Source organism: Microbacterium lacus, from assembly GCF_039531105.1.
Taxonomy (GTDB): Bacteria; Actinomycetota; Actinomycetes; order Actinomycetales; family Microbacteriaceae; genus Microbacterium; species Microbacterium lacus.
This window is the reverse complement of record NZ_BAAAPK010000001.1, coordinates 2181524-2204693: the sequence shown is the minus strand read 5'-3', so window position 1 is coordinate 2204693 and position 23170 is coordinate 2181524. Positions and strand designations below refer to the sequence as shown.

Sequence of the window (23170 nt, the reverse complement as noted above, 5' to 3'; positions counted from 1 at the left end):
GGCTCAGCCGACGCGGGCGGGTCCGTCGACCAGGCGCGCGATGGCCCGGAGGGGGATCGTGACCCAGGTGGGACGATTGCGCGCCTCGTAGATGGCCTCGTAGACCGCCTTGTCGAGTTCGAGCGCAGCCAGCAGCGGGCTGTCCTCGTCACCCGTCTCGCCGGACGTCGCCGCGTAGCCCTCCACGAAGGCGGCGCGGGATCTCTGCGCCCAATCGCGCACAGCCTCGCCGCGATCGGGACGATCCAGACGGATGGAGCCGGCGACGTAGTCGAACGACCGCAGCATCCCGGCGACGTCGCGCAAGGCGAGATCGGGCTGGATGCGCTCGGCCATGGGCCGCAGCGGCTCACCCTCGAAATCCAGCAGCACCCAGCCGCGGTGAGGGTCCTGCAGCACCTGCCCGAGGTGGTAGTCGCCGTGGATCCGCTGCAGCGGCGGCCAGGCGACCTCCATCGCTCGTGCGTAGACGGTCTCGATCGCCGCGCGGCGATCGGCGATGGCGGGCACCTCCGAGATCGCGATCCCGAGTCGGCGATGCCAGGTCGCCGTGGTCGCAGCACGGTCCGACGGTGCGCACGGGCGGATGGGGAAGAGCTCCGCGAGAGACAGGTGCACGTCCGCGGTCGCCGCGCCGAGCGCGCGCGCCCGATCGCGGAAGTCCTCGCCGCGCGCCGCGGCGTGCAGTGCCACGCGCCACGCATCCTCGACCCCCGGAAGGAACTCCTGCGCGAACGCCAGTGACCCCGACACCGGAGTGCCCCCGGTGCCCGGCCACGTGCCGTCGACGGACCCGACGGCCCGTGGCACGTGCGTGGACCCGGCGTCGGCGAGTGCGCTCTGCAGCTCGATGTCGGGGTTCAGCCCGGCGTGCAGCTGCCGGAAGACCTTGCAGATGATCGGCATCGCCCCGTCGCCGCGGTAGATGATCGACGTGTTGGACTGCTCGCCGGAGAGCACCGCTGCGGTCCGCGCGACGCCATCGGGCGCAACGGTGCGAATCGGCTGTCCGACCGCGACGGCATCCGGCCCCTCGCCCGCGCCGCCGCGGGTCACTATCTCCAGCAGCGCGCGACTGTACGCAGGATCGAATGGGCCGTCGATGTAGGTGGTGCCGGGTTCCGGGCTTCCGATGATGTGGTCGGCGGACGCGTCGACGCCGGCGGTGGCGCGCGCGACGACCGGGACCTGATACAGCACGGACGGCTGGGAGCCGTCGTCCGCGACCAGGAACGTGCGCACGCGCGCCTCGAACGTCGCCCCGGCGTCGGACTCCGCGCCCGCAACTGCGGGGGCGTCCCACCACGCGACGAGCCGCAGTGCGGGCGGACGACCCTTCGCGGCGTACCATCGCTGCCGCGGCATCCACGCCGCCAGGCACGCCAGCGTACTTTCCATGGTTCCGAGATTATGCCCTCGCGTGCAACACGTCGATTCGCGTGGTGCCTCGAACGGCTCCCGGTGACCGGGGATCCGCGGAATCCGCCGCGGCGGCCGGCCGGTCTGCGACGATGAGCGCATGAAGGAGCTCGAGGGCTGGCAGCGATCGTATCTGACGGTGGGCGAGGAGACCCGCGCGTACTACCGCAAGGGGGACGGTCGCGGGGTCATCATCATCCACGAGTTCCCCGGGATCGAGCCGAGCCTGCTCCGTCTGGCCGAGGAGGTGGTCGCGGCCGGCTTCACCGTCGTCCTGCCGCACCTGTTCGGCGATCCCGGCGCCGGGTTCTCGGCGCGCAACATCACGGGGGACATCCGGCAGTTCTGTGTGCGGCGAGAGTTCTCGGTGTTCGCCCGGGGGAGGACGAGTCCTATCGCCGGGTGGCTGCGCGCGCTGGCCAGGGACCTTCACGAGGGTGTCGGCGGACCTGGTGTGGGGGTGATCGGCATGTGCTTCACCGGAGGCTTCGGTCTGGCGATGATGGCCGACGCGCCGGTCATCGCCCCGGTGGTCGCCGAGCCGTCGCTTCCCGCCGCGATCGGCTTCCCCCGTTCGGCGGCTCTGCGCGGTGCCGACCTGGGGCTCTCACCCGCCGATGCGGATGCCGTCGCCGATTCCGGCTGCGAGGTCCTGGGTCTGCGGTTCCGGACGGACGTGGCGACCGGGACGCGCTTCGAGAGCCTCCGGCGCCTGCTGGGCGAGCGCTTCCTCTCTCTGGAGTTCGAGGGTCGCGGACATTCCGTGCTGACTGCCGATCGTCAGGAATTCGCGGTCGAGGAGGTGCTGGCCTTCCTGGATCGCACACTCAACGACGGGACGGTCCGGCGTGAAGCCGAGCGCGACCGCATGCTCGAATCCCGCCTCGAGACCGCGTTGGGTTCCGGTTTCGAAGCGCGCATCACGCACGGTCCCGACCGCGTCACCCTCCTGATCCAACGCGGACTCACCCGCAAGGGCCTCAAGCGCGTGCAGGGGATCACGCGGGAGGTCACCTCGGTCGACCCGGAAGTGGTGCGGGTCACCCCGCGCGGGGCCGTCGCCTCAGACGCCGTCGGAGGTTGAGGAGTCGTCGTCGGCGCCGGTCGGATCGGGCGGTGACAACGGGATCGCGACGGACGCGATCGAGGTGCCGAGCAGGCCGAGCGAGTCCGCCGAGTCGATCGGCTCGGGAAGCGCTTCGGCTCCGCTGCGGACGCGTTCCGGCTCGGAGGGGAGGCCGGCCCACTCCGTCGGCTCTTCGGGTCGCGTACTGAAGATTCCCATGGATCCATCCTGCCGCGCGTGCGGCGTCGTCAGTTCGAGGTGGTGTCCCGGCCGACGGAACCGTCGACGTCGGGCTCGGCATCCGGATTCTCGATCGCCGCGCGACCGCGGGGCGTGACCGCCTTCGCGACGCTGCGTCCTGCCGACCCGACCGCGGATCCGGCGCGAGTGAAGCCACCCGCGATCGCGCCGCCCGCCCTGCGGATTCCCCGCGTCGCGGCGTGCTCGAGGCGCAGTGTGTCGGGGCGCGGCTCCAGCTCAGCCGGCAGATCAAGCGGCGGCAGGCCGAACGCGCGGCGGGAACCCACGAGCACGCGACGCCCCAGGATGTGGTTGCCCGCGCCGCCCACCGCGGCGCCGATGCCGAACGGCAGCGCTTTGCCGACGAAGGACGCGCCGCCGCGCGCCGCGAACGACCGCACGAACGTCGTCTTCAGCCGATCGACGAGGGGACCCATCGCGGCGCGGGGGATCGTCTTGGTGACCAGTTCGCCCCAGTACCGGTCGCGAGTGGGGCCCTTGCCGGCGGCCTGGCCCGCGAGTTGGGCAACGAGGTCGACGCCCTCCTTGCCCAGCATCATGGTGAGCACGAGGGCACGAGCGCGGTCGGGGTCGGCCACCGGGATGCCGTGGACCTCGGCGACCGACTGGGCGAAAAGCGTCGTCGCCTCGAGGAAGCCGACGGTTTCGACACCGCTGAGCGCCAGGGTCACGCCCGTGCCGATGCCGGGGACGACGGCCGTCGCCCCGACCGCGGCGCCGCCCGTCGTCACCGCGGCGAGATATCGCCGCTCGAGGATGCGGACGATCTCCGCCGTCGTGGCCGTCGGGTGACGCAGACGGATGCTGCGCAGGTGCGCGAGTACGACCGGGCGCTGGATCGCGAGGACCCGGTCGAGCACCCGGACGAGCATCGGATGCTCCGCCGACCCGGCGGGCGGAAGCCCTCCCGTCCACGGCGCGTCGTCGGGGAGGGAGTGGATTCGGTGCACCTTGTCGGCCATAACGGCCCGATCCTATGCGCGCGCTCTGGATGAAGCCTGGGCTTGACACGCCGCGCCCACGAGCGCAGGCGGGGTCAGACGAAGAGGTTCGCGCGCTCCAGGTCTTCGGCGAAGTCCACCTCGACCGCGTACAGGTCGGAGATGTCCATCGGCTGGAGGCGGATGCCGTCCTGCTCGATCGCGAGCTCGAGGCCGCGCTCGAAGTAGTCCTGGTCGTCCACGCGCGACAGCTGACGGATGAACGCCTTCTTGTCCGCGGCGGAGATGTAGTTGATACCGACCGCCTCGCCGATGCCGCCGACCACCGTCTTGGAGAGCTGGTCGATGAATCCGTCCGCGGTCACGGTGTACTTGACCTCTTCGTCGCTCACCTTCGAGGTGTTGACGGTCACGAAGGACTGGTCGCGCTCGATGAGCTCGATCGCCCGGCCGAGGACCATGGGATCGAAGACGACGTCGCCGTTCATCCAGAGCACCCCGCCCTTGCCGCTCTTGGTGAGGGCGCGCAGGAGACTCTTCGAGGTGTTGGTCTGGTCGTAGCGGTCGTTGTAGACGTAGTCGACCTCGGGGAAGGCTTCCACGATCGTCTCGGCGCGGTAGCCGACGACGGTCATGATGCGGGCATCGGTCCCGAACGCCGCGCGGACGTTGTCATGCTGCTGCTGCATGATGCTGCGGCCGTCGCTGAGCTCGGTGAGCGGCTTGGGCAGGCTGCGGCCGAGCCGCGAGCCCATGCCGGCGGCCAGAATCACGGTCTGAAGGGTCAAAGTCTGCTCCTGGGATGAGTGTCTTCACTGTCGGTTCACCGACGCGACACTCCCTCGTGCCGGTTTCATGGTAGCGAAGACACCTGGGAAGGCGCATAATGCACCGGTCCCGTTGCCGATTCGTGATGTGGGGCGTGTCGCCGGCGTGTGGTTTCGCGCGGTGTCAATTCATTGGGGGCGCGGGCACGCGCTTGATACGTTGGGTCGGTGCCAGCCTCGCTGCCCCAGCCCGATGACGCCCCGACGGAGGACCCGACGGGCGAAGACGGTGGCGTGCCCGCGGCGATCCACAGCCTGCAGACGAGCGGGCGGGGCGAGGCCCCCGCGGCGCCGCACCCCGGTCCGCCGCCGCCCCTGCCCGCGGATCTGCGGATTCCTCCGCGCCCTCCCCTTCCCGTCGTGCAGCCGGTGCTCGTAGCTGAGCCTGAGCCGGAGACGGAAGCCGAGGCCGAGCTTGAACCCCACGTCGAACCCGAATCCGAGCCAGAGGGTGAACTCGAGTCCGAGTCCGAGTCCGAGTCCGAGTCCGAGCCCGAGCCGCAGGCCGAGCCCGAACCCGAGGTCGAACCCGAACCCGAGGTCCAACCCGAACCCGAGGTCCAACCCGAAGTCGAGGCCGAACCTGAGTCCGAACCCGACGTAGAGCCGGAACCCGAGGTCGAACCCGAACCCGAGATGATCCCCGATCCCGTCGACATCGAGGAGGCCGGCGACGAGTCGACGGATGCCGAGCTCGCCGTGGTCGATCCGAACGCGCTCGGCGCGGCATCCGTCGATACCGCTGGCGACGCCCTCGTGGTGAAAGGCGTCACGAAGGTCTTCGGCGACACCCGGGCGGTGGACGGCATCGACCTCACCGTGCCGGCCGGGATCTTCTACGGCCTGGTCGGTCCGAACGGCGCGGGGAAGACCACGACCCTGTCGATGATCGCGGGTCTGCTGCGCGCCGATCGCGGCACGATCCGCGTGAACGGAGTGGATGCCGCCGCCGATCCGGTCGGAGCGAAGCGCCAGATGGGCGTGCTGCCGGACCGCCTTCGCACGTTCGACCGCCTGACCGGCCGCCAGTTGCTGCACTACTACGGCGTGCTGCGCGGGCTGCCGTCCGCCGTCGTGGAGAGCCGCACCGCCGACCTCGCGCGCGCGTTCGACCTCACGGAATCGCTCGGGCGCGTCGTGTCCGACTACTCCGCCGGCATGGTGAAGAAGATCATGCTCGCCGGCGCCCTCATCCACTCGCCGCGACTGCTGGTCCTCGACGAGCCGTTCGAATCGGTCGACCCGGTCTCCAGCGCGATCATCCTCGACATCCTCAAGACCTACGTCGCCCACGGCGGGACCGTGATCCTCTCGAGTCACGGTATGGATCTCGTGCAGCGCGTGTGCTCGCGCGTCGCGGTGATCGTGGCGGGACAGGTGCTCGCCGAAGGGACGATCGACGAGGTGAGAGGCGAACTCACCCTCGAGCAGCGCTTCATAGAGCTGGCCGGCGGTCTCAGCGACGTGGAGGGCCTCGAGTGGCTGCACACGTTCTCCGACTGAGACTCGCCCTCCTCGTCGGCGCGCTGCGCGGCGATGCCGGGCACGTCCGGCGCACCGTGCTGGCGCTCTTCCTGCTGGTCGCCGCGACGGCGGTCGCGTGCTGGGCACTTCTCACGCTGCAGGATGCCGCGACCCCCGTGGTGCTCGCGGTCATCGTCCTCGGCGGCTCGGCCGTCACGCTCGGCTTCGCCCTCGCTCCGCTCGTGGCGGGGGCGACCGATCCGCTGGACCCCCGCCGCTTCGCCGTCCTGGGGCTGCCGAGCGGTCGCCTCGCCGCCGTGCTCGCCGTCGCCGGGTTCCTCAGCGTCCCCACTTTCGCGCTTCTGGCGGTCTCGGTCTGCGCGGCGATCGTGTGGACGGCGCACGGCGTGCCGTGGCCGGCTGCGGTGATCGGTGTCGTCCTGGGCGTCGCGACCTGCGTCCTGCTCGCCAGGGTCTGCATGGCGCTGACCGCGCTGTTCCTGCGCGAAAGGCGATCGCGCGAACTCTCGGGCCTCTTCGCGCTGGCCGTCCTCGTCGTCGTGGTCCCGGTCGGCGTGTTCTTCGCCTCACTGGAGTGGCGAGGACGGGTGCCGACGCAGCTGGCCGAAGCCGTCGCCACGCTCGCGGTGACTCCGCTCGGCGCGGCGTGGGCGTATCCCGGTCGCGTCGCACAGTTGGGGACGGGATCCGCGACGGCTTCACTGCTCGTCGCCCTCGGCACGCTCGTGGTGCTGGGCCTGCTGTGGGCACTCCTGGTCCGTCTCATGCTCTCGCGGACCGAGCGACCGCTGTCCGGTCGTGAGCGCGGCGGGCTCGGCTGGTTCGCGGTCGCACCGGGAACACCCGGGGGAGCGGTCGCCGCGCGCAGCCTCGTCTACTGGCTGCGCGATCGCCGCTACATCGTCAACGTCCTGATCATCCCGATCGCCGGCGCGATCACGACCGTGCCGCTGCTGATCGCCGGCGTTCCGCCTCAGATCGTCGCCCTCGTGCCCGTGCCGATCATCGCGCTGTTCCTCGGCTGGCTGCCGCACAACGACCTCGCGTACGACTCGACCGCCGTCTGGATGCACATCGCGAGCGGCTTGCGCGGGGTGTCCGACCGGGCCGGCCGGCTCGTGCCGGTGCTGGTGATCGGCATTCCCCTTCTGGCGATCCTGATCCCGGTCGCGATCTCGCTGCACGGCAGGTGGGCGCTCCTGCCCGCCATGGTCGGGGTCTGCGCCTCGCTGTTCCTGTGCGGACTCGGCCTGTCCAGCATCTCGTCGGTGCTCGCCCCCTATGCCGCGTCACGGCCGGGCGACAGTCCGTTCCAGCAGCCGCCGCGCGCGGGCTCCGCGAGCGCGATCGCCCAGGCGCTCGTGATGATCGGCGCGATCGTGCTGAGCGCACCGGCGTTGTGGTTCGCTTGGCTCGCCCTGACCGCCGACATCGAGGATTCGTCGACCGCTCTCTGGGTCGGGCTCGGCGGCGGGCTCGTCGTGCTCGCCGTCGGCGTCGCGATCGGCGCGGCGATCTTCGAGCGGCGCGGTGGGCGACTGATGGAGTTCGCGGAGTCGGTCTGAGCGCGTTCGCGGGGTTCGGCATCCGCCCGCCGTGTCATGCCCCGCGTTACACTGGCTGACCATGAGCACCCCCCTCGACGCCCCGGACCAGGGTGGCAACGAACCCGGCGGCACGATGACGCTCGACCGCGAACTCGAAGAGCTCATCCGCGAGGAGAACCTCGAGCCGGGCGATCACGAGCGCTTCTCGCACTACGTGAAGAAGGAGAAGATCCTCGAGTCGGCCCTGACCGGCAAGCCGGTGCGGGCTCTGTGCGGCAAGAAGTGGACACCGGGCCGCGACCCGGACAAGTTCCCGGTCTGCCCCACCTGCAAAGAGATCTACGAGTCGCTCGTCGGCTGACGCACCCTCGCGCTCACTCCCGCGCGTCGACGTAGACGGTGGGGATTGCCGGATCGGACTTGCTGAGCGCGAGCGCGCGCACCGGCAACTCCTCGCGGACCCGAGCGTGGTGGCTGCGGGCGCCCTCGACGCCGGCCGGTCCGACGTAGCGGGCATCCGTGCGGCCCGCCTCGACGAGCGGCACCTGCAACGGTCGTGCATCCGGATGCTCGGACGCGGTGTCCACGTGCTCGAAACCGTCCGAGACCGCGATGAGCTCGCTGGTCGCCGTGCCGTCCGCCACGGTGCGGAACGCGGCCTTGCGTCCGCCCTTGGACCCCTTGTCCGTGGAGGCCTTCGCCACCGCGATCCACGAGCCCGCGGCGTCCTGCCGCGCGACGAGCTTGTAGACCATCCCGGCGGTGGGCGTTCCCGACCCGGTCACGACCGAGGTGCCGACGCCGTACGCGTCGACGGGGGATGCCGCGAGAGAGGCGATCGCGTACTCGTCGAGGTCGCTGGTCACGGTGATCTTCGTCCCCGTCGCGCCGAGCGCGTCCAGCTGCGCGCGGACCTCGGCGGCGACCGTCGGCAAGTCGCCGGAGTCGATGCGGACACCGCCGAGTCGGGTTCCGGCGACCTGGACGGCGAGCTCGACTCCTCGTCGGGTGTCGTACGTGTCGACGAGGAGCGTCGTCCCCACGCCGAGCGCCTCGACCTGCGAGCGGAACGCGTCTTCTTCGGTGTCGTGCAGGAGCGTCCACGCGTGTGCCGCTGTGCCCATCGTGGGGATGCCCCAGCGCCGTCCCGCTTCGAGGTTGCTCGTCGCGCCGAAGCCGGTGATGTAGGCGGCGCGAGCGGCCGCGACCGCCGACTCCTCGGCGGCGCGCCGCGACCCCATTTCGGCGAGCGGGCGGTCGCCGGCGGCGATGCTCATGCGGGCGGCCGCCGTGGCGACCGCGGAATCATGGTTGAGGACGCTCAGCGCGAGCGTCTCCAGGATCACCGCCTCGGCGAACGTGCCCTCCACCGTCAGGATCGGCGAGCCGGGGAAGTAGAGCTCCCCCTCGCGATAGCCGCTGATCGAGCCGCGGAAGCGATAGTCGGCGAGGAAGGCCAGGGTAGCGGCATCCACGACCCTGTTGTCCCGGAGGAAGCGGAGTTCGTCGTCCCCGAAGCGGAAGTCGTCGATGAGGGAGAGCAGCCTGCCCGTGCCCGCGACGACACCGAAGCGGCGGCCGCCAGGGAGGCGTCTGCCGAACAGCTCGAAGACGCAGCGCCGGTGCGCCGTGCCGTCGCGAAGGGCCGCCTCGAGCATCGTGAGCTCGTACCGGTCGGTGTGCAGGGCGGTGCTCGTGGTCACGGCGTCAGCCTACTGAGAGTGAAGCCGCGGGTAGGCTGGTCGATCGTGGATGACGCGCCGATCGGGATCTTCGACTCCGGAGTGGGCGGCTTGACCGTCGCCCGCGCGATCTCCGCCCAGCTCCCGCGCGAGTCACTGCGCTACATCGGCGACACGGCACGCTCGCCGTACGGGCCCAAGCCGATCGCCGATGTGCGGCGCTACGCGCTCGAAGTGCTCGACACTCTGGTCGACGAGGGCGTGAAGATGCTCGTGATCGCCTGCAACACCGCGTCGGCCGCCATGCTGCGCGACGCGCGCGAGCGGTACGACGTGCCGGTCGTCGAAGTCATCGGTCCGGCGGTGCGCACCGCGATGTCCACGACCCGCAACGGCCGCATCGGTGTGATCGGCACGACCGGCACGATCGGTTCAGGTGCTTATCAGGACATGCTCGAGGTGAACGCGAAGCTCACGGTGTTCGCCGAGGCGTGCCCGCGGTTCGTCGAGTTCGTCGAGGCCGGGGTCACCGACTCGCCCGAAGTCCTGCGCGTCGCGGAGGAGTACCTCGCTCCACTCCGGCACGCGGGAGTGGACACGCTCGTGCTCGGCTGCACGCACTACCCGTTCCTCGAGGGCGCGATCAGCTACGTGATGGGCCCGGACGTCTCGCTCGTCTCCAGCGACACCGAGACGGCGAAGGACGTGTACCGCCAGCTCGTCAGCCGCGACCTGCTCGCGGGGCCCGACGCGATGCCGCACCACGTGTACGAAGCGACCGGTGAGTCTGCGGACGACTTCCTCCGTCTCGCGCACCGCCTGATGGGGCGCGAGGTCAGCGAGGTGCAGCTCGTCCAGACCGGCGTGATCGAGCTTCCGCGCTGAGCGCCCAGCGCCCCCTGACCGCCCTTGCCCGGCACCCCGCCGGACCTTCCCCGACGTGAGGAACCTCATGACCGACACCACCGCCCCCACCGTCCGCGCCGACGGACGCTCTGCGGATCAGCTTCGCGAGATCACGATCGAGCGCGGATGGAGTGCGCACGCCGAAGGCTCGGCACTCATCTCCTTCGGCGGCACGAAGGTGCTGTGCACGGCGTCCTTCACCAACGGCGTGCCGCGGTGGCTCACCGGCAAGGGCAAGGGCTGGGTCACCGCGGAGTACGCGATGCTGCCACGGGCGACCAACAGCCGCAACGACCGCGAGTCGATCAAGGGCAAGGTCGGCGGGCGCACGCACGAGATCTCACGCCTGATCGGGCGCGCCCTGCGCGCCGTCGTCGATACGAAGGCACTCGGCGAGAACACGATCGTGATCGACTGCGACGTGCTCCAAGCCGACGGCGGCACGCGCACCGCGGCGATCACCGGTGCCTACGTGGCGCTCGCGGACGCGATCGAGTGGGGTCGGCGCAAGAAGTTCATCGGACAGAAGGCGACGCCCCTCATCGACTCTGTGTCCGCCGTGTCGGTAGGGATCATCGACGGTGAGCCGATGCTCGATCTCGCCTACGTCGAGGACGTCCGTGCCGAGACGGACATGAACGTCGTCGTGACCGGCCGGGGCCTGTTCGTCGAGGTGCAGGGCACCGCCGAAGGGGCCCCGTTCGACAAGCGCGAGCTCGACGCGCTGCTCGAGCTCGGCGTGGCCGGCTGCGCCGATCTGCGCGAGGCGCAGCTGGCAGCGCTCGCGGCGGAGTGACCGACGTGCACAACTCCTCAGATCCGGCGGTTCCGACTCGCAGAATCGTCCTGGCGACCCACAATCCGCACAAAGTCGAGGAGTTCCGCGCGATCGTCGCCCAGACCAGGCCCGATCTCGAGGTCGTCGGGTACGACGGCCCGGAGCCGGTGGAGGACGGTGTCACGTTCGCGGAGAACGCGCTCATCAAGGCCCGCGTGGCGGCCGCGCACACCGGGTTGCCCGCGCTCGCGGACGATTCGGGCATCTGCGTCGATGTCCTCGGCGGATCCCCGGGCGTGTTCTCGGCGTACTGGGCCGGTCACGCGAAGGACGCCCGCGCCAACCTCGAGCTGCTGCTCGATCAGCTCTCCGACGTGCAGGATCCGCACCGCACCGCCTCCTTCGTCTCCACGATCGCCCTCGTGATCCCCGTTGACGGGGGACCGGATGCCGCAACCGAGCACACCGTCGAGGGCCGGTGGCCCGGTCGGCTGGCGCGCGTCGCGTCGGGCGCCGGCGGCTTCGGGTACGACCCGGTGTTCGTGCCGGACGACCAGCCGGCCGGCGCGGAGCGGACGGTCGGGGAGTGGTCGGCGGAGGAGAAGAACGCCGCCTCGCATCGAGCGCGGGCCTTCGTCGCACTCGTGCCGCTGCTCGCGCGGATCCCGTGAGAACGGCGATCATTCCCGACTAGACGGAATGCCCCGACCCGCGCACGGCGCGGCTCTACCCTGGGCGTATGCACGATCACGCGCCCGGCATCCGCGGCACCGGCAACCGCCGGCTGCTCGCGATCTCGCTCGCGATCACGACGGTCGTCATGGTCGTCCAGATCGTCGGCGCGGCACTTTCCGGCTCCCTCGCCCTGCTCGCCGATGCGGCGCACATGTTCACGGATGCCGCGGCGCTCGTGATCGCGCTGATCGCGAGCATCGTGGCGGCACGGCCGGCGAACGACCGCCGCACGTTCGGGTTCCAACGGGCGGAGGTGTTCGGCGCCGCCGTGAACGCGGTCATCCTGATCGCGCTCTCGGTATGGGTCTCGATCGAGGGCATCACCCGACTCGTGCGGCCGTCGGACGTGGAGGTGTCCGGCACCCTCATGCTCGCGATCGCGATCATCGGACTGATCGCGAACGCCGTCGCGATGTGGCTGCTGAGCGCCGCGCAGCGCACGAGCATCAACGTCCGCGGCGCGTACCTCGAGGTCATGGGCGATCTGATCGGGTCGGCGGCGGTGATCGTCGCCGCGATCCTCATCGTCACGACGGGCTGGGTGCAGGCCGATGCGATCGCCTCGCTGTTCATCGCCGCCATGATCATCCCGCGCGCGATCTCCCTCTTGCGCGAAGTCGTCTCGGTGCTGAGCGAGTCGACGCCGAAGGGCATGCACGTCACCGAGATCCGCGACCACATCCTCGCGACGCCGGGCGTCGTCGGCTGCCACGACGTGCACGTCTGGCAGCTCACGCGCGGGGCGCCGGTGTTCACCGCTCACGTGGTCGTCGACGACCAGGTCCTCGCCGAGGGACGGTCCGGGGCGATCCTGCAGCGGCTGCAGTCGTGCCTGAGCGATCACTTCGACGTCGAGCACTCCACGTTCCAGCTCGAGCCCGCCGGACACGTCGAGCACGACGCGCACGCCTGATCAGGACTCGCGGACGACGTCCTCGGGCGCCTTGTCGGGGCGGAGACCCCGCCAGCGCGAGTGGCGGAGGATGCCGCCGGGAGTGAACTCACCGAACTCGACTTCGCCGACGAGCTCCGGACGCACCCACTGCACACCGCGGGCATCGAGCGCCGGCACATCGCGGAGCGGGCGCTCCGCGGTGTGCAGGGGGGCGAGGGTCTGCATGAGCGAACGCAGCGTCGTGTCGCTGAAGCCGGTGCCGACCCGTCCGGCGTAGTCGAGACCGTCGGGTCCCGGGATGCCGAGCAGGAGCGATCCGAACGTCTGCGCGCGGCCGCCCTGCCCCGGCCGGATGCCGACGATGACGACTTCCTGTGTCCGGGTGAGCTTGACCTTGAGCCAGGACTCCGATCTGACACCGCGCCGGTACGTCGAGGCCGGGTCTTTCACTACGATGCCCTCGAGGTCGAAGCGGCGGCTCGCCTGGAGGGCGGCATCCACGTCGTCGAACACGGGCGGCAGGACCAGTGGCGCGGTCACCCGCGCGGCGAGGCGCTCGAGCATCGTGCGGCGGTCCGCGAGCGGCCGTGCGGTGAGATCGTGTCCGTCGGCGGCGAGCAGGTCGAACAGGTGGTACTGCACCGGAGTCCGCGTGCGCTCGCGCGCGATCTCGGCGGGCCGCTGCAGGTTCATGCGGCTCTGCAGGAGCGGGAAGCTGGGCCGCCCGTTCTCGTCGATCGCGACGATCTCGCCGTCGATGATCGCAGGTTCCGGACCGAGCCCCACGTCGATCTCGGTCACTTCGGGATACTTGGCGGTCACGTCATTGCCGCTGCGGGCGACCAGTCGCAGCCTCGATCCGTCCCACACGCCGATCGCGCGGATGCCGTCCCACTTGGCCTCTGCCCACACCGGGTCTCCCCACCGACGCGCCGCGAGTTTCGCACGCTCGGGTGTCGCGCTCGTGGACAGCATCGGCCGCAGGTCCTCGCGGGTCGGCGGCCAGGTCGCGGTCGGATCCTCGGCCGGTGCCGTCTCCGCCTGCGGGGCGGGCTCGACCACGATCCCGTCCGCCTGCGGGGAGGGCTCGACGACGACCCCGTCCGGCTGCACCCGCCCCTCGGCATCCGTCTTCATGCGGTGAAGGAGCCAGCTGGACTTCTCGCCGTGACCGTCGGTGCGGATCAGGGCGAGGCGCACCCGCCCGAGCGGGCCGCCCGGTCGACCCTCGAGCGTCGCGATGATCTCGTCCTCGCGCCACTTCTCCAGTTCGTACCGCCCGTCGTCCCAGATGGTGACGCTGCCGCCGCCGTATTCTCCGGCCGGGATCGTCCCCTCGAAGACGGCGTAGGACATCGGGTGGTCCTCGGTCATGATCGCGAGGTTGTTGCGCCGAGAGGAGTGCGGAACCCCGCGAGGGACGGCCCAGCTCACCAGCACGCCGTCGTGTTCGAGGCGGAAGTCCCAGTGCAGGGCGGTCGCATGATGTTCCTGGATCACGAAGATCGGCAGCGTTGCCGGACCCGGCGGCTCCGCCGACGGGTCGTCGGGCACCGGCTCGGGCGTTCTGGCGGCCGAGCGCTTGGCGATGTATGCGCGCAGCGGCGCGTCGTCCGCGGACCGTGCACCCGCATGGACGCCGAGCGCCGCCATCGGATCGCCGATCGAGTCGACGCGGTCCAGGACCTCGTGGAACGACAGCTGACCGAGTTCGGGGTCGTCGAGTTCCTCCCACGTGCGCGGCGCCGCGACGTTCGGATGAGCGCGACCGCGCAGCGAGTAGGGGGCGATCGTCGTCTTGGCGGTGTTGTTCTGGCTCCAGTCGATCAGCACCTTGCCGCCGCGGAGATCCTTCTTCATCGTGCTCACGACGAGATCGGGGTGATCCGCCTCGATCGCGCGCGCCAGCTCGTGCGCGAGTGCGGATGCCGCTTCGCTGCGCTGCCCCGGCGGGAGCGCGCAGTACAGCTGCATACCCTTGCTGCCGCTCGTGACCGGGTACGGGTCCAGCCCCATGTGACCGAGGATCTCGCGCGCCCAGCGCGCCACCTGCGCGCACTCCGCAAGACCTGCGCCGGGGCCCGGATCCAGGTCGAGCACGAGGCGGTCGGCATCCCCGCGCGTCCCCTCCGCCGTGAAACGCCACTGCGGCACGTGCAGTTCGAGGCTCGCGACCTGCGCGAGGTAGACGAGCGTCGGCACGTCGCCGATCAGCGGGTAGTCCTTCGGCCCGCCGGAGTGCGGGATCGGCAGGCGATGAACCCAGCCCGGTGCGCCCGGCTCGAGATCCTTCGCGAAGAAGGACTGCGCGGGGTGCTCGTCGGTGCCCACGCCGTCCGGCCAGCGCTTGCGGGTGACCGGACGGCCCGTGACGTGCGGGATCATCACCGCGCCGATGCGCGTGTAGTAGGCGATCACCTCGCCCTTGGTCGTCCCGGTCTCGGGGTACAGGACCTTGTCGAGGTTCGTGATCTTCAGACGGCGTCCGCCGACGGTGACCAGCTGTTCCTTCGACGCGCTCCGATCCGCCCGCGCATCCGCCATCCCCTCATCCTGCCCTCAACCGGCGCGGGCGCGCAGGATGCGGAGTCGGATGAACCGGTAGCCGACGCCGAGCAGGACGACGGCGGTGCCGATCACGACCGCCGTCGGGGGGAGGGTGACCACGAGCACCGCGCAGCCGATCACGCCGAGGATCTGGAGGGTGCGCGGGTAGCGGCGGTGCGGCGCGCGCTGTCGCCAGGCGGCGAGGTTCGCGACGAAGTAGTAGAGGAGCACGCCGAACGACGAGAAGCCGATCGCGCCCCGAAGGTCGGTGACCGCGACTGCCACGACGACGATCAGGCCGATCGCGACCTCGGCGCGGACGGGGACGTTCCGGCGCGGGTGGACGGCGGAGAGGAAGCGCGGCAGATCGTCCTCGCGCGCCATCGCGAGGGTGGTTCGGCCGATGCCCGCGATCAGGGCGAGCAGGGCTCCGAGGGATGCCGCTGCCGCGCCGACGCGGACGACCGGCTGCGTCCATCCCCAGCCCGATGCCGCGGCGACGTCGGCGAGCGGCGCGGGGGATGCCGCTGTCGCGGCCGGGCCGAGGACCGTGAGCACGGTGACGGCGATCACCGCGTACACCGTGATCGCCAGCAGCAGAGCGAGGACGATCGCGCGGGGGATCGTCCGGGCGGGGTCGCGCACCTCTTCGCCCATCGTGGCGATGCGGGCGTAGCCGGCGAACGCGAAGAACAGCAGCCCCGCCGACTGCAGGATGCCGTACACCCCGCTCCGGAGAAGATCCGGTGCCGCAAACCCGACGTGATCGGGTGCGGCGATCCCCGCGGCCACGACGACCGCGAGCGTCAGCAGCACGGCGACGACGATGATCCGGGTGAGCTGGGCGGTGCGGGTGACGCCGAGGCAGTTCACGGTCACCAGCGCGATCACGGCGAGGATGCCAACGGGGCGTTCCCAGCCGGGCGGCGCGGCGTACGCGGCGAACGTGAGCGCCATCGCCGCACAGCTGGCCAGCTTGCCGATCACGAACGACCAGCCGGCGATGAAGCCCCACCAGGGCCCCAGCTCGGCGCGACCGTAGGCGTAGGTGCCACCCGAGGTCGGATACGCCGCGGCGAGCTGGGCTGAGGCGGTCGCGTTGCAGAAGGCCACGATCGCGGCGAGGACCAGACCGACGAGGAGCCCGGCTCCGGCGGCGGCCGCGGCCGGGGCGAACGCGGCGAACACCCCCGCACCCATCATCGACCCGAGCCCGATGAAGACGGCGTCCGTGAGTCCCAGGCGGCGCTGCAGCGCGGGCGGATCGGAGGGGGCACTCACTCTGCCGACTTTACGGACAGCGGGTGAACGCATGGTGACTCAGCCGCGGAGGTAGCGGGGCTCGGTGTGACAGGTGTGTACTGGTGTGATGAGAGCGATCTGGAAGGGCGCGCTGACCTTCGGCCTCGTGAACGTGCCGGTCAAGGTGTACTCCGCGACCGAGGACCACGACGTGCCGCTGCACCAGGTGCACAACAAGGACGGCGGGCGTATCCGCTATCAGCGCATCTGCGAGATCGACGGTGAGGTCGTGCCGTACGCCGACATCGACAAGGCGTACGACGACGGCGAGCGTACCGTCGTGCTCACGAAGGAGGACATCGACTCGCTCCCCTCGGAGCGCAGTCGCGAGATCGACGTCGTCGAATTCGTCCCGAGCGACCAGGTCGACCTGCTCACCCTCGACCGCGCCTACTACCTCGAGCCGGACTCGGCATCGCCGAAGGCCTATGTGCTGCTGCGCAAGACGCTCGAGCAGACCGACCGCACCGCGATCGTCCGCTTCTCACTGCGGCAGAAGACGCGTCTGGCGGCGCTGCGGGTGCGCGGGGACGTTCTGGTGCTGCAGACCCTGCTGTGGGCGGACGAGGTCCGCGAGGCGGCCTTCCCGGCGCTGGATGAGCCGGTGCGCATTTCGGCGAAGGAACTCGAGCTGTCGGCATCCCTCGTCGAGAGCTTCGCGGCCGATTTCGATCCGACCGAGTTCACGGATGAGTACCAGGAGGAGCTGCGCACCCTGATCGACGCGAAGCTCGAGAAGGGGGAGGCGCTGGACACGACCGAGACCTTCGGCGAGCAGGACGAGGACGCGAAGGGCGGCGAGGTCATCGACCTCATGGAGGCGCTGCGCGCGAGTGTCGAGCGCAGCCGCGCCGCGCGGGCGGGATCCGCGGATGCCGAGGCGAAGCCCGCGGCGAAAAAGAGCGCCGACGCGAAGAGCCCGGCAAAGAGCACATCGAAGAAGGCCGCCGGAAGCACGGCGAAGAAGAAGTCGAAGGCCTCTTAGCCGAGCGGGTTCTTCGGCGCGGGGCCCGCGTCGGGGTGGCCGGGGCCGTGCTCGAACACCTCCGGGTCGAGGACGAGGGCTTCGGCCTCCTCATGGTCGGTCACGACGTCTTCGCCGGCGGCCGCCGCCTTCTTCGCCTTGCGGCGCTCGCTGAGATAATGCCAGAGCGTGACGATCGCCGTGCCGCCGACGGCGACCAGCAGGATGATGTCGATGTACTCGGTGACGATGTCGGCCACCCAGGGGATGAAGCCGATCAGGTAGCCGACCATCGTGAGCCCGAAGCCCCACAGCATCGCGCCGATGAAGTTGTAGAGGGTGTAGCGCCGCCACGGCATGTGTCCGACGCCCGCCGCGACCGGCGCGAACGTCCGCACGATCGGGACGAAGCGGGCGAGGATGATCGTGAGGCCGCCGAAGCGCTCGAAGAAGGCGTTCGTCCGCTCGACGTTCTTCTTGCTGAAGACGCCGGACTCCTTGCGCTCGAACACGGCCGGTCCGCCCTTGTGGCCGATGAGGTATCCGACCTCGCCGCCCACGAACGCGGCCAGGGCGATCAGCAGCGAGACGACCCAGATGTTGACGCCGAAGATGTTGCTCGTGTTGGTGAGCAGACCCGAGATGATCAGGAGCGTGTCACCGGGCAGAAGGAACCCGACGAGCAGGCCGGTCTCTGCGAACACGATGAAGCAGACCACGAGCAGAGCCCAGGGGCCGGCCGCAGCGATGATCGTCTCGGGATCCAGCCAGGGGATCAGGGCGATGTTGTGCAAGGGTCTTCCCGTCGGTCGGCACGGTCGGCGGTCATATCGTCGGTGCGGGTGCGGATGATCGCGTGCGGAAGGTGGGACTTGAACCCACACGCCCGAAGGCACAGGAACCTAAATCCTGCGTGTCTGCCGATTTCACCACTCCCGCGGGTCGGATCAGTCTATCCGGGCGGGTCCGCGCCCACCGTAGGGATGACCCCCGCTCTCGGTCGCTTCTCGGCCAGCGGATGCGATGGCGCGGATCAGCGGTTGCGGTGCACGTAGAAGTAGGCGAGCGGACCGATCCAGTTGATGAGGATCACGGGGATCCACGCGGGCTTCGGTCCTCTCACCTCGTCTGCGCGACGGTGGGAAAGGTCCCAGAAGGCGAGACCGGCGAGGGCGAACTGCACGACACCCAGAAGACCCATCGCGACCCGTCCGGCGGGGGAGACATCGGTGTTCGTGCGCGACATGGGGATCCTCTCGACCGGTCCTCCCATCCTGCCTCGCGGCGGGCGCGCGCGCACCTGTGGATAACTTCCAGACCGGATGCCGGGGGATTGCGAGGATGCTCGGATGACTCTCGCGTACACTGGCACGTCCTCCGCTGCGGCGGTCGTGGCGGAGCGTGTGCGTGAGCGGCTCCGTGCGGAGCGGACGGACCCCACCCGCGAGCCGGAGCTGGCGACGAGGATCGTGCACGCCGAAGTGCGCCGGCACAACGACTTCGCCCTGGCGCGCGGGCTCACGCCGGTCGACGATGAGGGCGCTTGCGTCCGCGAGGTGCTCGCCGCCGTCGCCGGATACGGCCCGCTGCAGCCCTACCTCGACGACCCGACGGTCGAAGAGCTGTGGATCAACGCACCCGACCGGATCTTCATCGCCCGAGCAGGCGTCGCCGAGCGCGTCCCGCTGAACCTGACCGACTCCGCGGTGCGCGATCTCGTGGAGCGGATGCTGCACGCGACCGGTCGGCGGGTGGATCTGAGTCAGCCCTTCGTGGACGCGTCGATGCCCGACGGGAGCCGGTTGCACGTCGTCATCCCGGACATCACGCGCCGGCACTGGTCGGTGAACATCAGGAAGTTCCTTCCTGCGTTCCGCGATCTCGGACGCCTCGTGCATGCGGGCTCGATCGCGCCGTCGGCGGCGGGGATCCTGTCGGAGGCGATGTGCGCGGGACGCAGCGTCCTCGTCTCGGGAGCCACTCACGCGGGGAAGACCACGCTGCTGGCGGCTCTGATCGCCGCGTGCCCGCCCGAGCATCGGGTCATCACGGTGGAGGAGACGTTCGAACTCGCGGTGGACGCGCCCGACCTCGTCAGCCTCCAGGGTCGTCAGCCGAGTCTGGAGGGCACCGGGGAGGTCTCGCTCCGCCGGCTCGTGAAGGAAGCATTGCGCATGAGGCCGGACCGACTCGTGGTCGGCGAGGTCCGCGACGCGGAGGCGCTGGACCTCCTGCTCGCGCTGAACACCGGCGTCCCGGGCGCCGCGACGATCCACGCGAATTCGGCCCGCGAGGCGCTCGCCAAGCTCGCGGCGCTGCCGCTGCTCGCCGGCCGCAACATCGATGCCGGCTTCGTCCTTCCCGCGGTCGCCGCGTCCGTGGATCTCGTCGCGCACTGCGAGCGCGATGCGACCGGGCGGCGTCGCGTGGTCGAGATCGTGACGCCGACCGACGTGACCGGATCCACGATCCAGGCACGGACGCTCTATCGGGCGGACACCCCATGAGCATCGTCTGGGGCGCGGTCCTGGCGGCCGGGATCCTGCTCCTGATCTCCCCGTGGGTCTGGCCGGCGCACGAGCGCCGTGCTCCGCGCGCCGCGACCGGCGCGCTCACCCGACTTCTCGAGTCGGCGGGCCTCGGCCGGGTTCCTCCCGCGGGCGTCATCGCGGCCTCCGTCGGCGTCGCCGTCCTGCTCGCCTCCCTCGCGTGGCTGCTCACGCAGGTGCCGGCGCTCGTCGTGGTCGCGGCGGTTGCCGGTGTCCTGGCCCCGTTCGGCGCGCTGCGCGCCCGCCGGTCCCGCCTCATCCGTTCCCGCCGCGCGCTGTGGCCCGACGTCTGCGATCTGCTGATCGCCTCCGTGCGTGCGGGCATGTCGCTTCCCGATGCGGTCGCGAGTCTCGCGGCATCGGCTCCGGCGCCGCTCCGCCCGCCGTTCGCCGCGTTCGCGCGCGACATCGCCGCGTCGGGTCACTTCGATTCGAGTGCTCAGCGACTGAAGGTCGCGTTGTCCGATCCGGTGGGGGACCGGATCGTCGAGACGTTGCGGATGGCGCGACAGGTCGGCGGCACGGAGCTCACGCCGGTGCTGCGGGCGCTCGCCGCCTCGGTCCGCGCCGACGCCTCCCTTCGGGCCGAAGTCGAGGCGCGACAGTCCTGGATCCGCGGCGCCGCCGTCCTCGGGGTCGCCGCACCGTGGGTCATCCTCCTCCTGCTCGCGATGAGACCGGAGGCCTCGCGCGCCTACAGCAGCCCGGAGGGCGTCGTACTGATCCTGACCGGTGCGGCGGTCTCCTTCGTCGCGTTCCGCGTCATGCTCCGCATCGGTCGGCTTCCCGAGCCGCGGAGGTGGTTCGGATGACCGCTCTCGGTGCGACGGATGTCGCACTCGCCGTCGTGCTGGGCGCCTCGTTCGGACTGGGCGTGTGCCTTCTGGTCTCGCTCGCCCCGCGCTGGGGTGCGCCCTCGCTCGCGCGCCGCATCGCGCCGTACATCCGCGACGTCACGGATCCGCGCGGAACGAGTCTCCCGACGAACCTGCCGGGGACGACGTTCGCTGAGATGTGGGGTGCGCTCCAGAGCCGACTCGGCCGCATGATGGGCGGGTCCGCGGCGATCGAGCGTCGTCTGCAGCAGGCGGGATGGGCGATGGATGCCGCGACCTTCCGTGGTCGGCAGCTGGCGTGGGCCGTCGGCGGCTTGGCCGCAGGTGGGGTCCTGGTGGTCGTGCTCGTCCTCACAGGCCGTGCGACCGGTGCGTCGGTGCTCGTTCCGCCGACCGCCGCGGCGATCGCTGCGGTGCTGTGCGACGCAGGCCTCTCGCGGGCGGCCCGCGGGCGCGTCACCCGGATCCAGGAGGAGCTGCCGACCGTGCTGGAGTTCCTCGCGCTGTGTCTGTCGGCGGGCGAAGGCATCCTCGATTCGCTCCGCCGGGTGAGCACCGTCGGCGCCGGGGAGTTCACGGGCGAGCTGCGCGGGGTGGTCCTCGCCGTCGGAACCGGGTCGTCTCTCCCGGAAGCACTGGGGCGCGTATCGCGACGTCTGGACATCCCGGCGGTCTCGCGGAGCATCGATCAACTCGTCGCGGCGATCGACCGCGGGGCACCTCTCGCGCAGGTGCTGCACTCCCAGGCGCTCGACGCGCGCGAAGAGGCCAAGCGCGGCCTCATCGAACGTGCCGGGCGGAAGGAGATCTACATGCTCGTACCGCTCGTCTTCCTCATCCTGCCCCTGAGCGTGCTGTTCGCCGTCTTCCCGGGGATCTTCATGCTTCGACTCGGAATCGGCTGACCGCCGGAAGGAGAACCCCATGATCCGAAACGCCTTCGGTCGACTGGAGATCCCGCGTACGATCGCCCGGCTCTGGCGCGACGCGCACGACGACGAGCGCGGCGACGTCCCGGGCTGGGTGCTGATCACCCTCATGACCGCAGGGTTGGTCGTCGTGATCTGGGCGCTCGCAGGTCCCGCGCTCGCCGGGTTGTTCGAGCAGGCGATCTCCCGGGTCTCCGGCCTCTGACCCGTGCGCGGCATCCTTCGCCGTCTGCGCGACACGCTCGGCGACGAGACAGGATCCAGCCCCGTCGAGTTCGTCCTCGTGGGGACCCTCCTGACGCTTCTCACGCTCGGCGTCCTGCAATTCGGGCTCACGGTGTACGTCCGCAATGTCGTGCACGATGCCGCGGTGGAGGGTGCGCACGAGGCCGCGCTGGCGGATGCGACGCTCGGCGACGGTGTCGCGCGCACACGGGCGATCGTGGAGCGCACCGTCGGCGCGGAGTACGCCGCCGATGTCCGGGCGCGCGAGACGGACGCTCTCGGACACGCTGCGGTCGAGGTGCGCGTGAGTGCCACTCTGCCGCTCGTCGGTCTGCTCGGTCTGCCGCGGCTCCTGGAGGTGACCGCTCATGCGCCGATCGAGTCACTGGACTGATCGCATCGACGACGAGACCGACGATGGCGGGTCGGCGGCACTCGAGTTCATCGTCGTCGGCCTGCTCCTGCTCGTCCCGTTGGTCTACCTCGTCGTCGCGCTGGGTCTCATCCAGGGGCAGTCTCTCGGGGCGGAAGCGGGTGCGCGGCACATCGCGCGAGCGCTGTCGACAGCTGAGAACGCGGATGCCGCGCGGCGAAGCGCAGATCGGATCCTGCAGTCCGTCATCGAGGAATACGACCTCGATCCGGGATCCGTCGGCGTCTCCTTCGCGTGCCGACCCGCCGGCGCGACGTGCCCCGCAGCCGGCGCCACTCTGGTGGTGACCGTCCAGACCAGGGTCGCTCTTCCGCTCGTCCCTCCCGTGCTCGGACTCGACCGACTCGCCAGCATCCCGGTCGAAGCCTCGGCGGCGCAGAAGATCTCGCGGTTCTGGGGGTCCGGATGATGCGGTGGCGCGAGGATCACCGGCGGGGGCGCCCGGATGATGAGGGCAGCATCCTGCTCCTGACGCTCGGGTACGCGCTGCTCGCGATCGCGGTCATCCTCGTGTGCATCGACGCGACGAGCCTGTACCTCGCCCAGAAGCGACTCGATGCGCTCGCCGACGCCGCCGCACTGGCGGGTGCGGACGGCTTCACACTCGTGGTCGACGGCGGCGAGCCTCGGGCGGTGCTCTCCGATGACGGCGTCCGGGATCAGGCTGAGGCGATCGTCGCCGAGGTGGGGGACGGGGCGACGGTGATCGAGGCGGGCACCCCCGACGGCGTGTCGGCCCGTGTGCGGGTCGCGGACACATGGCGTCCACCGCTGGTCGCGCTGTTCGTCCCCGACGGTGTCGCGCTCAGCGCGACGGCGACGAGCCGCACCGCTCTGCGGTGA

25 protein-coding genes and 1 tRNA gene are annotated in these 23170 nt (G+C 70.6%); 16 read left to right on the top strand and 10 right to left on the bottom strand.

Annotated features, from left to right (window positions below; genetic code table 11):
- Nucleotides 1-3 precede the first annotated feature (3 nt).
- Nucleotides 4-1398: a maltokinase N-terminal cap-like domain-containing protein gene (locus ABD197_RS10535; protein WP_344054280.1), complete on the bottom strand. Its 1395-nt coding sequence runs from the start codon at nucleotides 1396-1398 to the stop codon at nucleotides 4-6.
- A 121-nt stretch (nucleotides 1399-1519) separates the two neighbouring features.
- Here ABD197_RS10535 and ABD197_RS10530 point away from each other — a divergent pair, with 121 nt between their 5' ends.
- Nucleotides 1520-2503, top strand: a complete 984-nt coding sequence (locus tag ABD197_RS10530) for a dienelactone hydrolase family protein (RefSeq protein ID WP_344054278.1) — start codon at nucleotides 1520-1522, stop codon at nucleotides 2501-2503.
- On the opposite strand, the gene ABD197_RS10525 is transcribed toward ABD197_RS10530, so the two are convergent.
- The 3 genes from ABD197_RS10525 to ABD197_RS10515 all read right to left on the bottom strand — a co-directional run bounded on the left by ABD197_RS10525 (nucleotide 2483) and on the right by ABD197_RS10515 (nucleotide 4475).
- Nucleotides 2483-2704, bottom strand: coding sequence for a hypothetical protein (locus tag ABD197_RS10525; protein ID WP_344054277.1), 222 nt, complete (start codon nucleotides 2702-2704; stop codon nucleotides 2483-2485). The genes ABD197_RS10530 and ABD197_RS10525 overlap by 21 nt on opposite strands.
- Nucleotides 2705-2733: 29 nt before the next feature.
- Nucleotides 2734-3708 (bottom strand): hypothetical protein, encoded by a 975-nt coding sequence (locus ABD197_RS10520; protein WP_344054275.1) that lies wholly within the window; start codon nucleotides 3706-3708, stop codon nucleotides 2734-2736.
- Between the two features lie 74 nt (nucleotides 3709-3782).
- Nucleotides 3783-4475, bottom strand: coding sequence for a phosphocholine cytidylyltransferase family protein (locus tag ABD197_RS10515; RefSeq protein ID WP_344054272.1), 693 nt, complete (start codon nucleotides 4473-4475; stop codon nucleotides 3783-3785).
- Nucleotides 4476-4829: 354 nt separating this feature from the next.
- Between ABD197_RS10515 and ABD197_RS10510 the strand changes: the two genes are divergently transcribed.
- The 3 genes from ABD197_RS10510 (at nucleotide 4830) to ABD197_RS10500 (ending at nucleotide 7907) form a co-directional block, all read left to right on the top strand.
- The gene (locus ABD197_RS10510) at nucleotides 4830-6017 is read left to right on the top strand and encodes an ABC transporter ATP-binding protein (protein WP_425561034.1); all 1188 of its coding nucleotides are present in this window, start codon (nucleotides 4830-4832) and stop codon (nucleotides 6015-6017) included.
- Complete coding sequence (locus ABD197_RS10505; protein WP_344054268.1) at nucleotides 5993-7564, top strand: hypothetical protein; 1572 nt, start codon at nucleotides 5993-5995, stop codon at nucleotides 7562-7564. The genes ABD197_RS10510 and ABD197_RS10505 overlap by 25 nt, the downstream gene beginning before the upstream one ends.
- Before the next feature lie 61 nt (nucleotides 7565-7625).
- Nucleotides 7626-7907, top strand: a complete 282-nt coding sequence (locus ABD197_RS10500; RefSeq protein ID WP_344054259.1) for a DUF3039 domain-containing protein — start codon at nucleotides 7626-7628, stop codon at nucleotides 7905-7907.
- 13 nt (nucleotides 7908-7920) lie between these two features.
- Here ABD197_RS10500 and ABD197_RS10495 read toward each other — a convergent pair whose 3' ends face one another.
- Entirely contained in the window at nucleotides 7921-9249 is a 1329-nt protein-coding gene (locus ABD197_RS10495; RefSeq protein WP_344054257.1) for a nicotinate phosphoribosyltransferase, read from the bottom strand.
- Nucleotides 9250-9294: 45 nt separating this feature from the next.
- On the opposite strand from ABD197_RS10495, the gene murI reads away from it, so the two are divergent.
- From murI to ABD197_RS10475, 4 genes are all read left to right on the top strand, one after another.
- Complete coding sequence (gene murI, locus ABD197_RS10490) at nucleotides 9295-10113, top strand: glutamate racemase (protein ID WP_344054255.1); 819 nt, start codon at nucleotides 9295-9297, stop codon at nucleotides 10111-10113.
- 67 nt (nucleotides 10114-10180) lie between these two features.
- Nucleotides 10181-10930: a ribonuclease PH gene (gene rph / locus ABD197_RS10485; RefSeq protein ID WP_344054253.1), complete on the top strand. Its 750-nt coding sequence runs from the start codon at nucleotides 10181-10183 to the stop codon at nucleotides 10928-10930.
- Complete coding sequence (gene rdgB, locus ABD197_RS10480; RefSeq protein WP_425561010.1) at nucleotides 10927-11583, top strand: RdgB/HAM1 family non-canonical purine NTP pyrophosphatase; 657 nt, start codon at nucleotides 10927-10929, stop codon at nucleotides 11581-11583. Before rph ends, rdgB begins: the two co-directional genes overlap by 4 nt.
- Nucleotides 11584-11651: 68 nt before the next feature.
- Nucleotides 11652-12560, top strand: coding sequence for a cation diffusion facilitator family transporter (locus ABD197_RS10475; protein WP_344054250.1), 909 nt, complete (start codon nucleotides 11652-11654; stop codon nucleotides 12558-12560).
- On the opposite strand, the gene ABD197_RS10470 is transcribed toward ABD197_RS10475, so the two are convergent.
- Both ABD197_RS10470 and ABD197_RS10465 read right to left on the bottom strand, forming a co-directional pair.
- On the bottom strand, nucleotides 12561-15086 hold the full coding sequence (locus ABD197_RS10470; RefSeq protein ID WP_344054249.1) for an ATP-dependent DNA ligase: 2526 nt from the start codon (nucleotides 15084-15086) through the stop codon (nucleotides 12561-12563). It abuts the gene before it with no gap.
- 15 nt (nucleotides 15087-15101) lie between these two features.
- Nucleotides 15102-16403: an APC family permease gene (locus tag ABD197_RS10465; RefSeq protein WP_344054247.1), complete on the bottom strand. Its 1302-nt coding sequence runs from the start codon at nucleotides 16401-16403 to the stop codon at nucleotides 15102-15104.
- A gap of 55 nt (nucleotides 16404-16458) precedes the next feature.
- On the opposite strand from ABD197_RS10465, the gene ku reads away from it, so the two are divergent.
- The gene (gene ku, locus ABD197_RS10460) at nucleotides 16459-17376 is read left to right on the top strand and encodes a non-homologous end joining protein Ku (protein ID WP_344054245.1); all 918 of its coding nucleotides are present in this window, start codon (nucleotides 16459-16461) and stop codon (nucleotides 17374-17376) included.
- On the opposite strand, the gene ABD197_RS10455 is transcribed toward ku, so the two are convergent.
- The 3 genes from ABD197_RS10455 to ABD197_RS10445 form a co-directional block, all read right to left on the bottom strand.
- Complete coding sequence (locus tag ABD197_RS10455; protein ID WP_344054243.1) at nucleotides 17373-18149, bottom strand: DedA family protein; 777 nt, start codon at nucleotides 18147-18149, stop codon at nucleotides 17373-17375. The two genes, ku and ABD197_RS10455, sit on opposite strands and share 4 nt — an antisense overlap.
- 63 nt (nucleotides 18150-18212) lie before the next feature.
- Nucleotides 18213-18294: transfer RNA gene (locus tag ABD197_RS10450), tRNA-Leu, on the bottom strand.
- Between the two features lie 94 nt (nucleotides 18295-18388).
- Nucleotides 18389-18601, bottom strand: a complete 213-nt coding sequence (locus tag ABD197_RS10445) for a PLDc N-terminal domain-containing protein (RefSeq protein WP_344054241.1) — start codon at nucleotides 18599-18601, stop codon at nucleotides 18389-18391.
- Nucleotides 18602-18704: 103 nt separating this feature from the next.
- Here ABD197_RS10445 and ABD197_RS10440 point away from each other — a divergent pair, with 103 nt between their 5' ends.
- From ABD197_RS10440 to ABD197_RS10410, 7 genes are read left to right on the top strand one after another with little or no spacing between them, the layout of a single operon-like run.
- Nucleotides 18705-19862 carry a TadA family conjugal transfer-associated ATPase gene (locus tag ABD197_RS10440; protein ID WP_344054239.1) on the top strand — a complete coding sequence of 386 codons (1158 nt, stop codon included), beginning with the start codon at nucleotides 18705-18707 and terminating at the stop codon, nucleotides 19860-19862.
- Complete coding sequence (locus tag ABD197_RS10435; protein WP_344054237.1) at nucleotides 19859-20716, top strand: type II secretion system F family protein; 858 nt, start codon at nucleotides 19859-19861, stop codon at nucleotides 20714-20716. Before ABD197_RS10440 ends, ABD197_RS10435 begins: the two co-directional genes overlap by 4 nt.
- Entirely contained in the window at nucleotides 20713-21645 is a 933-nt protein-coding gene (locus ABD197_RS10430; RefSeq protein WP_344054234.1) for a type II secretion system F family protein, read from the top strand. The genes ABD197_RS10435 and ABD197_RS10430 overlap by 4 nt, the downstream gene beginning before the upstream one ends.
- A gap of 19 nt (nucleotides 21646-21664) precedes the next feature.
- The gene (locus ABD197_RS10425) at nucleotides 21665-21874 is read left to right on the top strand and encodes a hypothetical protein (RefSeq protein WP_344054233.1); all 210 of its coding nucleotides are present in this window, start codon (nucleotides 21665-21667) and stop codon (nucleotides 21872-21874) included.
- 3 nt (nucleotides 21875-21877) lie between these two features.
- Nucleotides 21878-22288 carry a TadE/TadG family type IV pilus assembly protein gene (locus tag ABD197_RS10420; RefSeq protein WP_344054231.1) on the top strand — a complete coding sequence of 137 codons (411 nt, stop codon included), beginning with the start codon at nucleotides 21878-21880 and terminating at the stop codon, nucleotides 22286-22288.
- Entirely contained in the window at nucleotides 22263-22736 is a 474-nt protein-coding gene (locus ABD197_RS10415) for a TadE family protein (protein WP_344054228.1), read from the top strand. Before ABD197_RS10420 ends, ABD197_RS10415 begins: the two co-directional genes overlap by 26 nt.
- A complete protein-coding gene (locus ABD197_RS10410) occupies nucleotides 22733-23170 on the top strand; it encodes a pilus assembly protein TadG-related protein (RefSeq protein ID WP_344054226.1) in 438 nt (145 codons plus the stop codon). The genes ABD197_RS10415 and ABD197_RS10410 overlap by 4 nt, the downstream gene beginning before the upstream one ends.

What these genes read in the sequence shown, in the direction of transcription:
- ABD197_RS10415 (WP_344054228.1), top strand. Translation starts at nt 22,263, where the DNA reads ATGCGCCGATCGAGTCACTGGACTGATCGCATCGACGACGAGACCGAC.
- ABD197_RS10465 (WP_344054247.1), bottom strand. Translation starts at nt 16,403, where the DNA reads ATGCGTTCACCCGCTGTCCGTAAAGTCGGCAGAGTGAGTGCCCCCTCC.
- ABD197_RS10430 (WP_344054234.1), top strand. Translation starts at nt 20,713, where the DNA reads ATGACCGCTCTCGGTGCGACGGATGTCGCACTCGCCGTCGTGCTGGGC.
- ABD197_RS10535 (WP_344054280.1), bottom strand. Translation starts at nt 1,398, where the DNA reads ATGGAAAGTACGCTGGCGTGCCTGGCGGCGTGGATGCCGCGGCAGCGA.
- ABD197_RS10530 (WP_344054278.1), top strand. Translation starts at nt 1,520, where the DNA reads ATGAAGGAGCTCGAGGGCTGGCAGCGATCGTATCTGACGGTGGGCGAG.
- ABD197_RS10410 (WP_344054226.1), top strand. Translation starts at nt 22,733, where the DNA reads ATGATGCGGTGGCGCGAGGATCACCGGCGGGGGCGCCCGGATGATGAG.
- ABD197_RS10440 (WP_344054239.1), top strand. Translation starts at nt 18,705, where the DNA reads ATGACTCTCGCGTACACTGGCACGTCCTCCGCTGCGGCGGTCGTGGCG.
- ABD197_RS10435 (WP_344054237.1), top strand. Translation starts at nt 19,859, where the DNA reads ATGAGCATCGTCTGGGGCGCGGTCCTGGCGGCCGGGATCCTGCTCCTG.
- ABD197_RS10525 (WP_344054277.1), bottom strand. Translation starts at nt 2,704, where the DNA reads ATGGGAATCTTCAGTACGCGACCCGAAGAGCCGACGGAGTGGGCCGGC.
- ABD197_RS10445 (WP_344054241.1), bottom strand. Translation starts at nt 18,601, where the DNA reads ATGTCGCGCACGAACACCGATGTCTCCCCCGCCGGACGGGTCGCGATG.
- ABD197_RS10500 (WP_344054259.1), top strand. Translation starts at nt 7,626, where the DNA reads ATGAGCACCCCCCTCGACGCCCCGGACCAGGGTGGCAACGAACCCGGC.
- ku (WP_344054245.1), top strand. Translation starts at nt 16,459, where the DNA reads ATGAGAGCGATCTGGAAGGGCGCGCTGACCTTCGGCCTCGTGAACGTG.
- ABD197_RS10520 (WP_344054275.1), bottom strand. Translation starts at nt 3,708, where the DNA reads ATGGCCGACAAGGTGCACCGAATCCACTCCCTCCCCGACGACGCGCCG.
- ABD197_RS10470 (WP_344054249.1), bottom strand. Translation starts at nt 15,086, where the DNA reads ATGGCGGATGCGCGGGCGGATCGGAGCGCGTCGAAGGAACAGCTGGTC.
- rph (WP_344054253.1), top strand. Translation starts at nt 10,181, where the DNA reads ATGACCGACACCACCGCCCCCACCGTCCGCGCCGACGGACGCTCTGCG.
- ABD197_RS10475 (WP_344054250.1), top strand. Translation starts at nt 11,652, where the DNA reads ATGCACGATCACGCGCCCGGCATCCGCGGCACCGGCAACCGCCGGCTG.
- ABD197_RS10425 (WP_344054233.1), top strand. Translation starts at nt 21,665, where the DNA reads ATGATCCGAAACGCCTTCGGTCGACTGGAGATCCCGCGTACGATCGCC.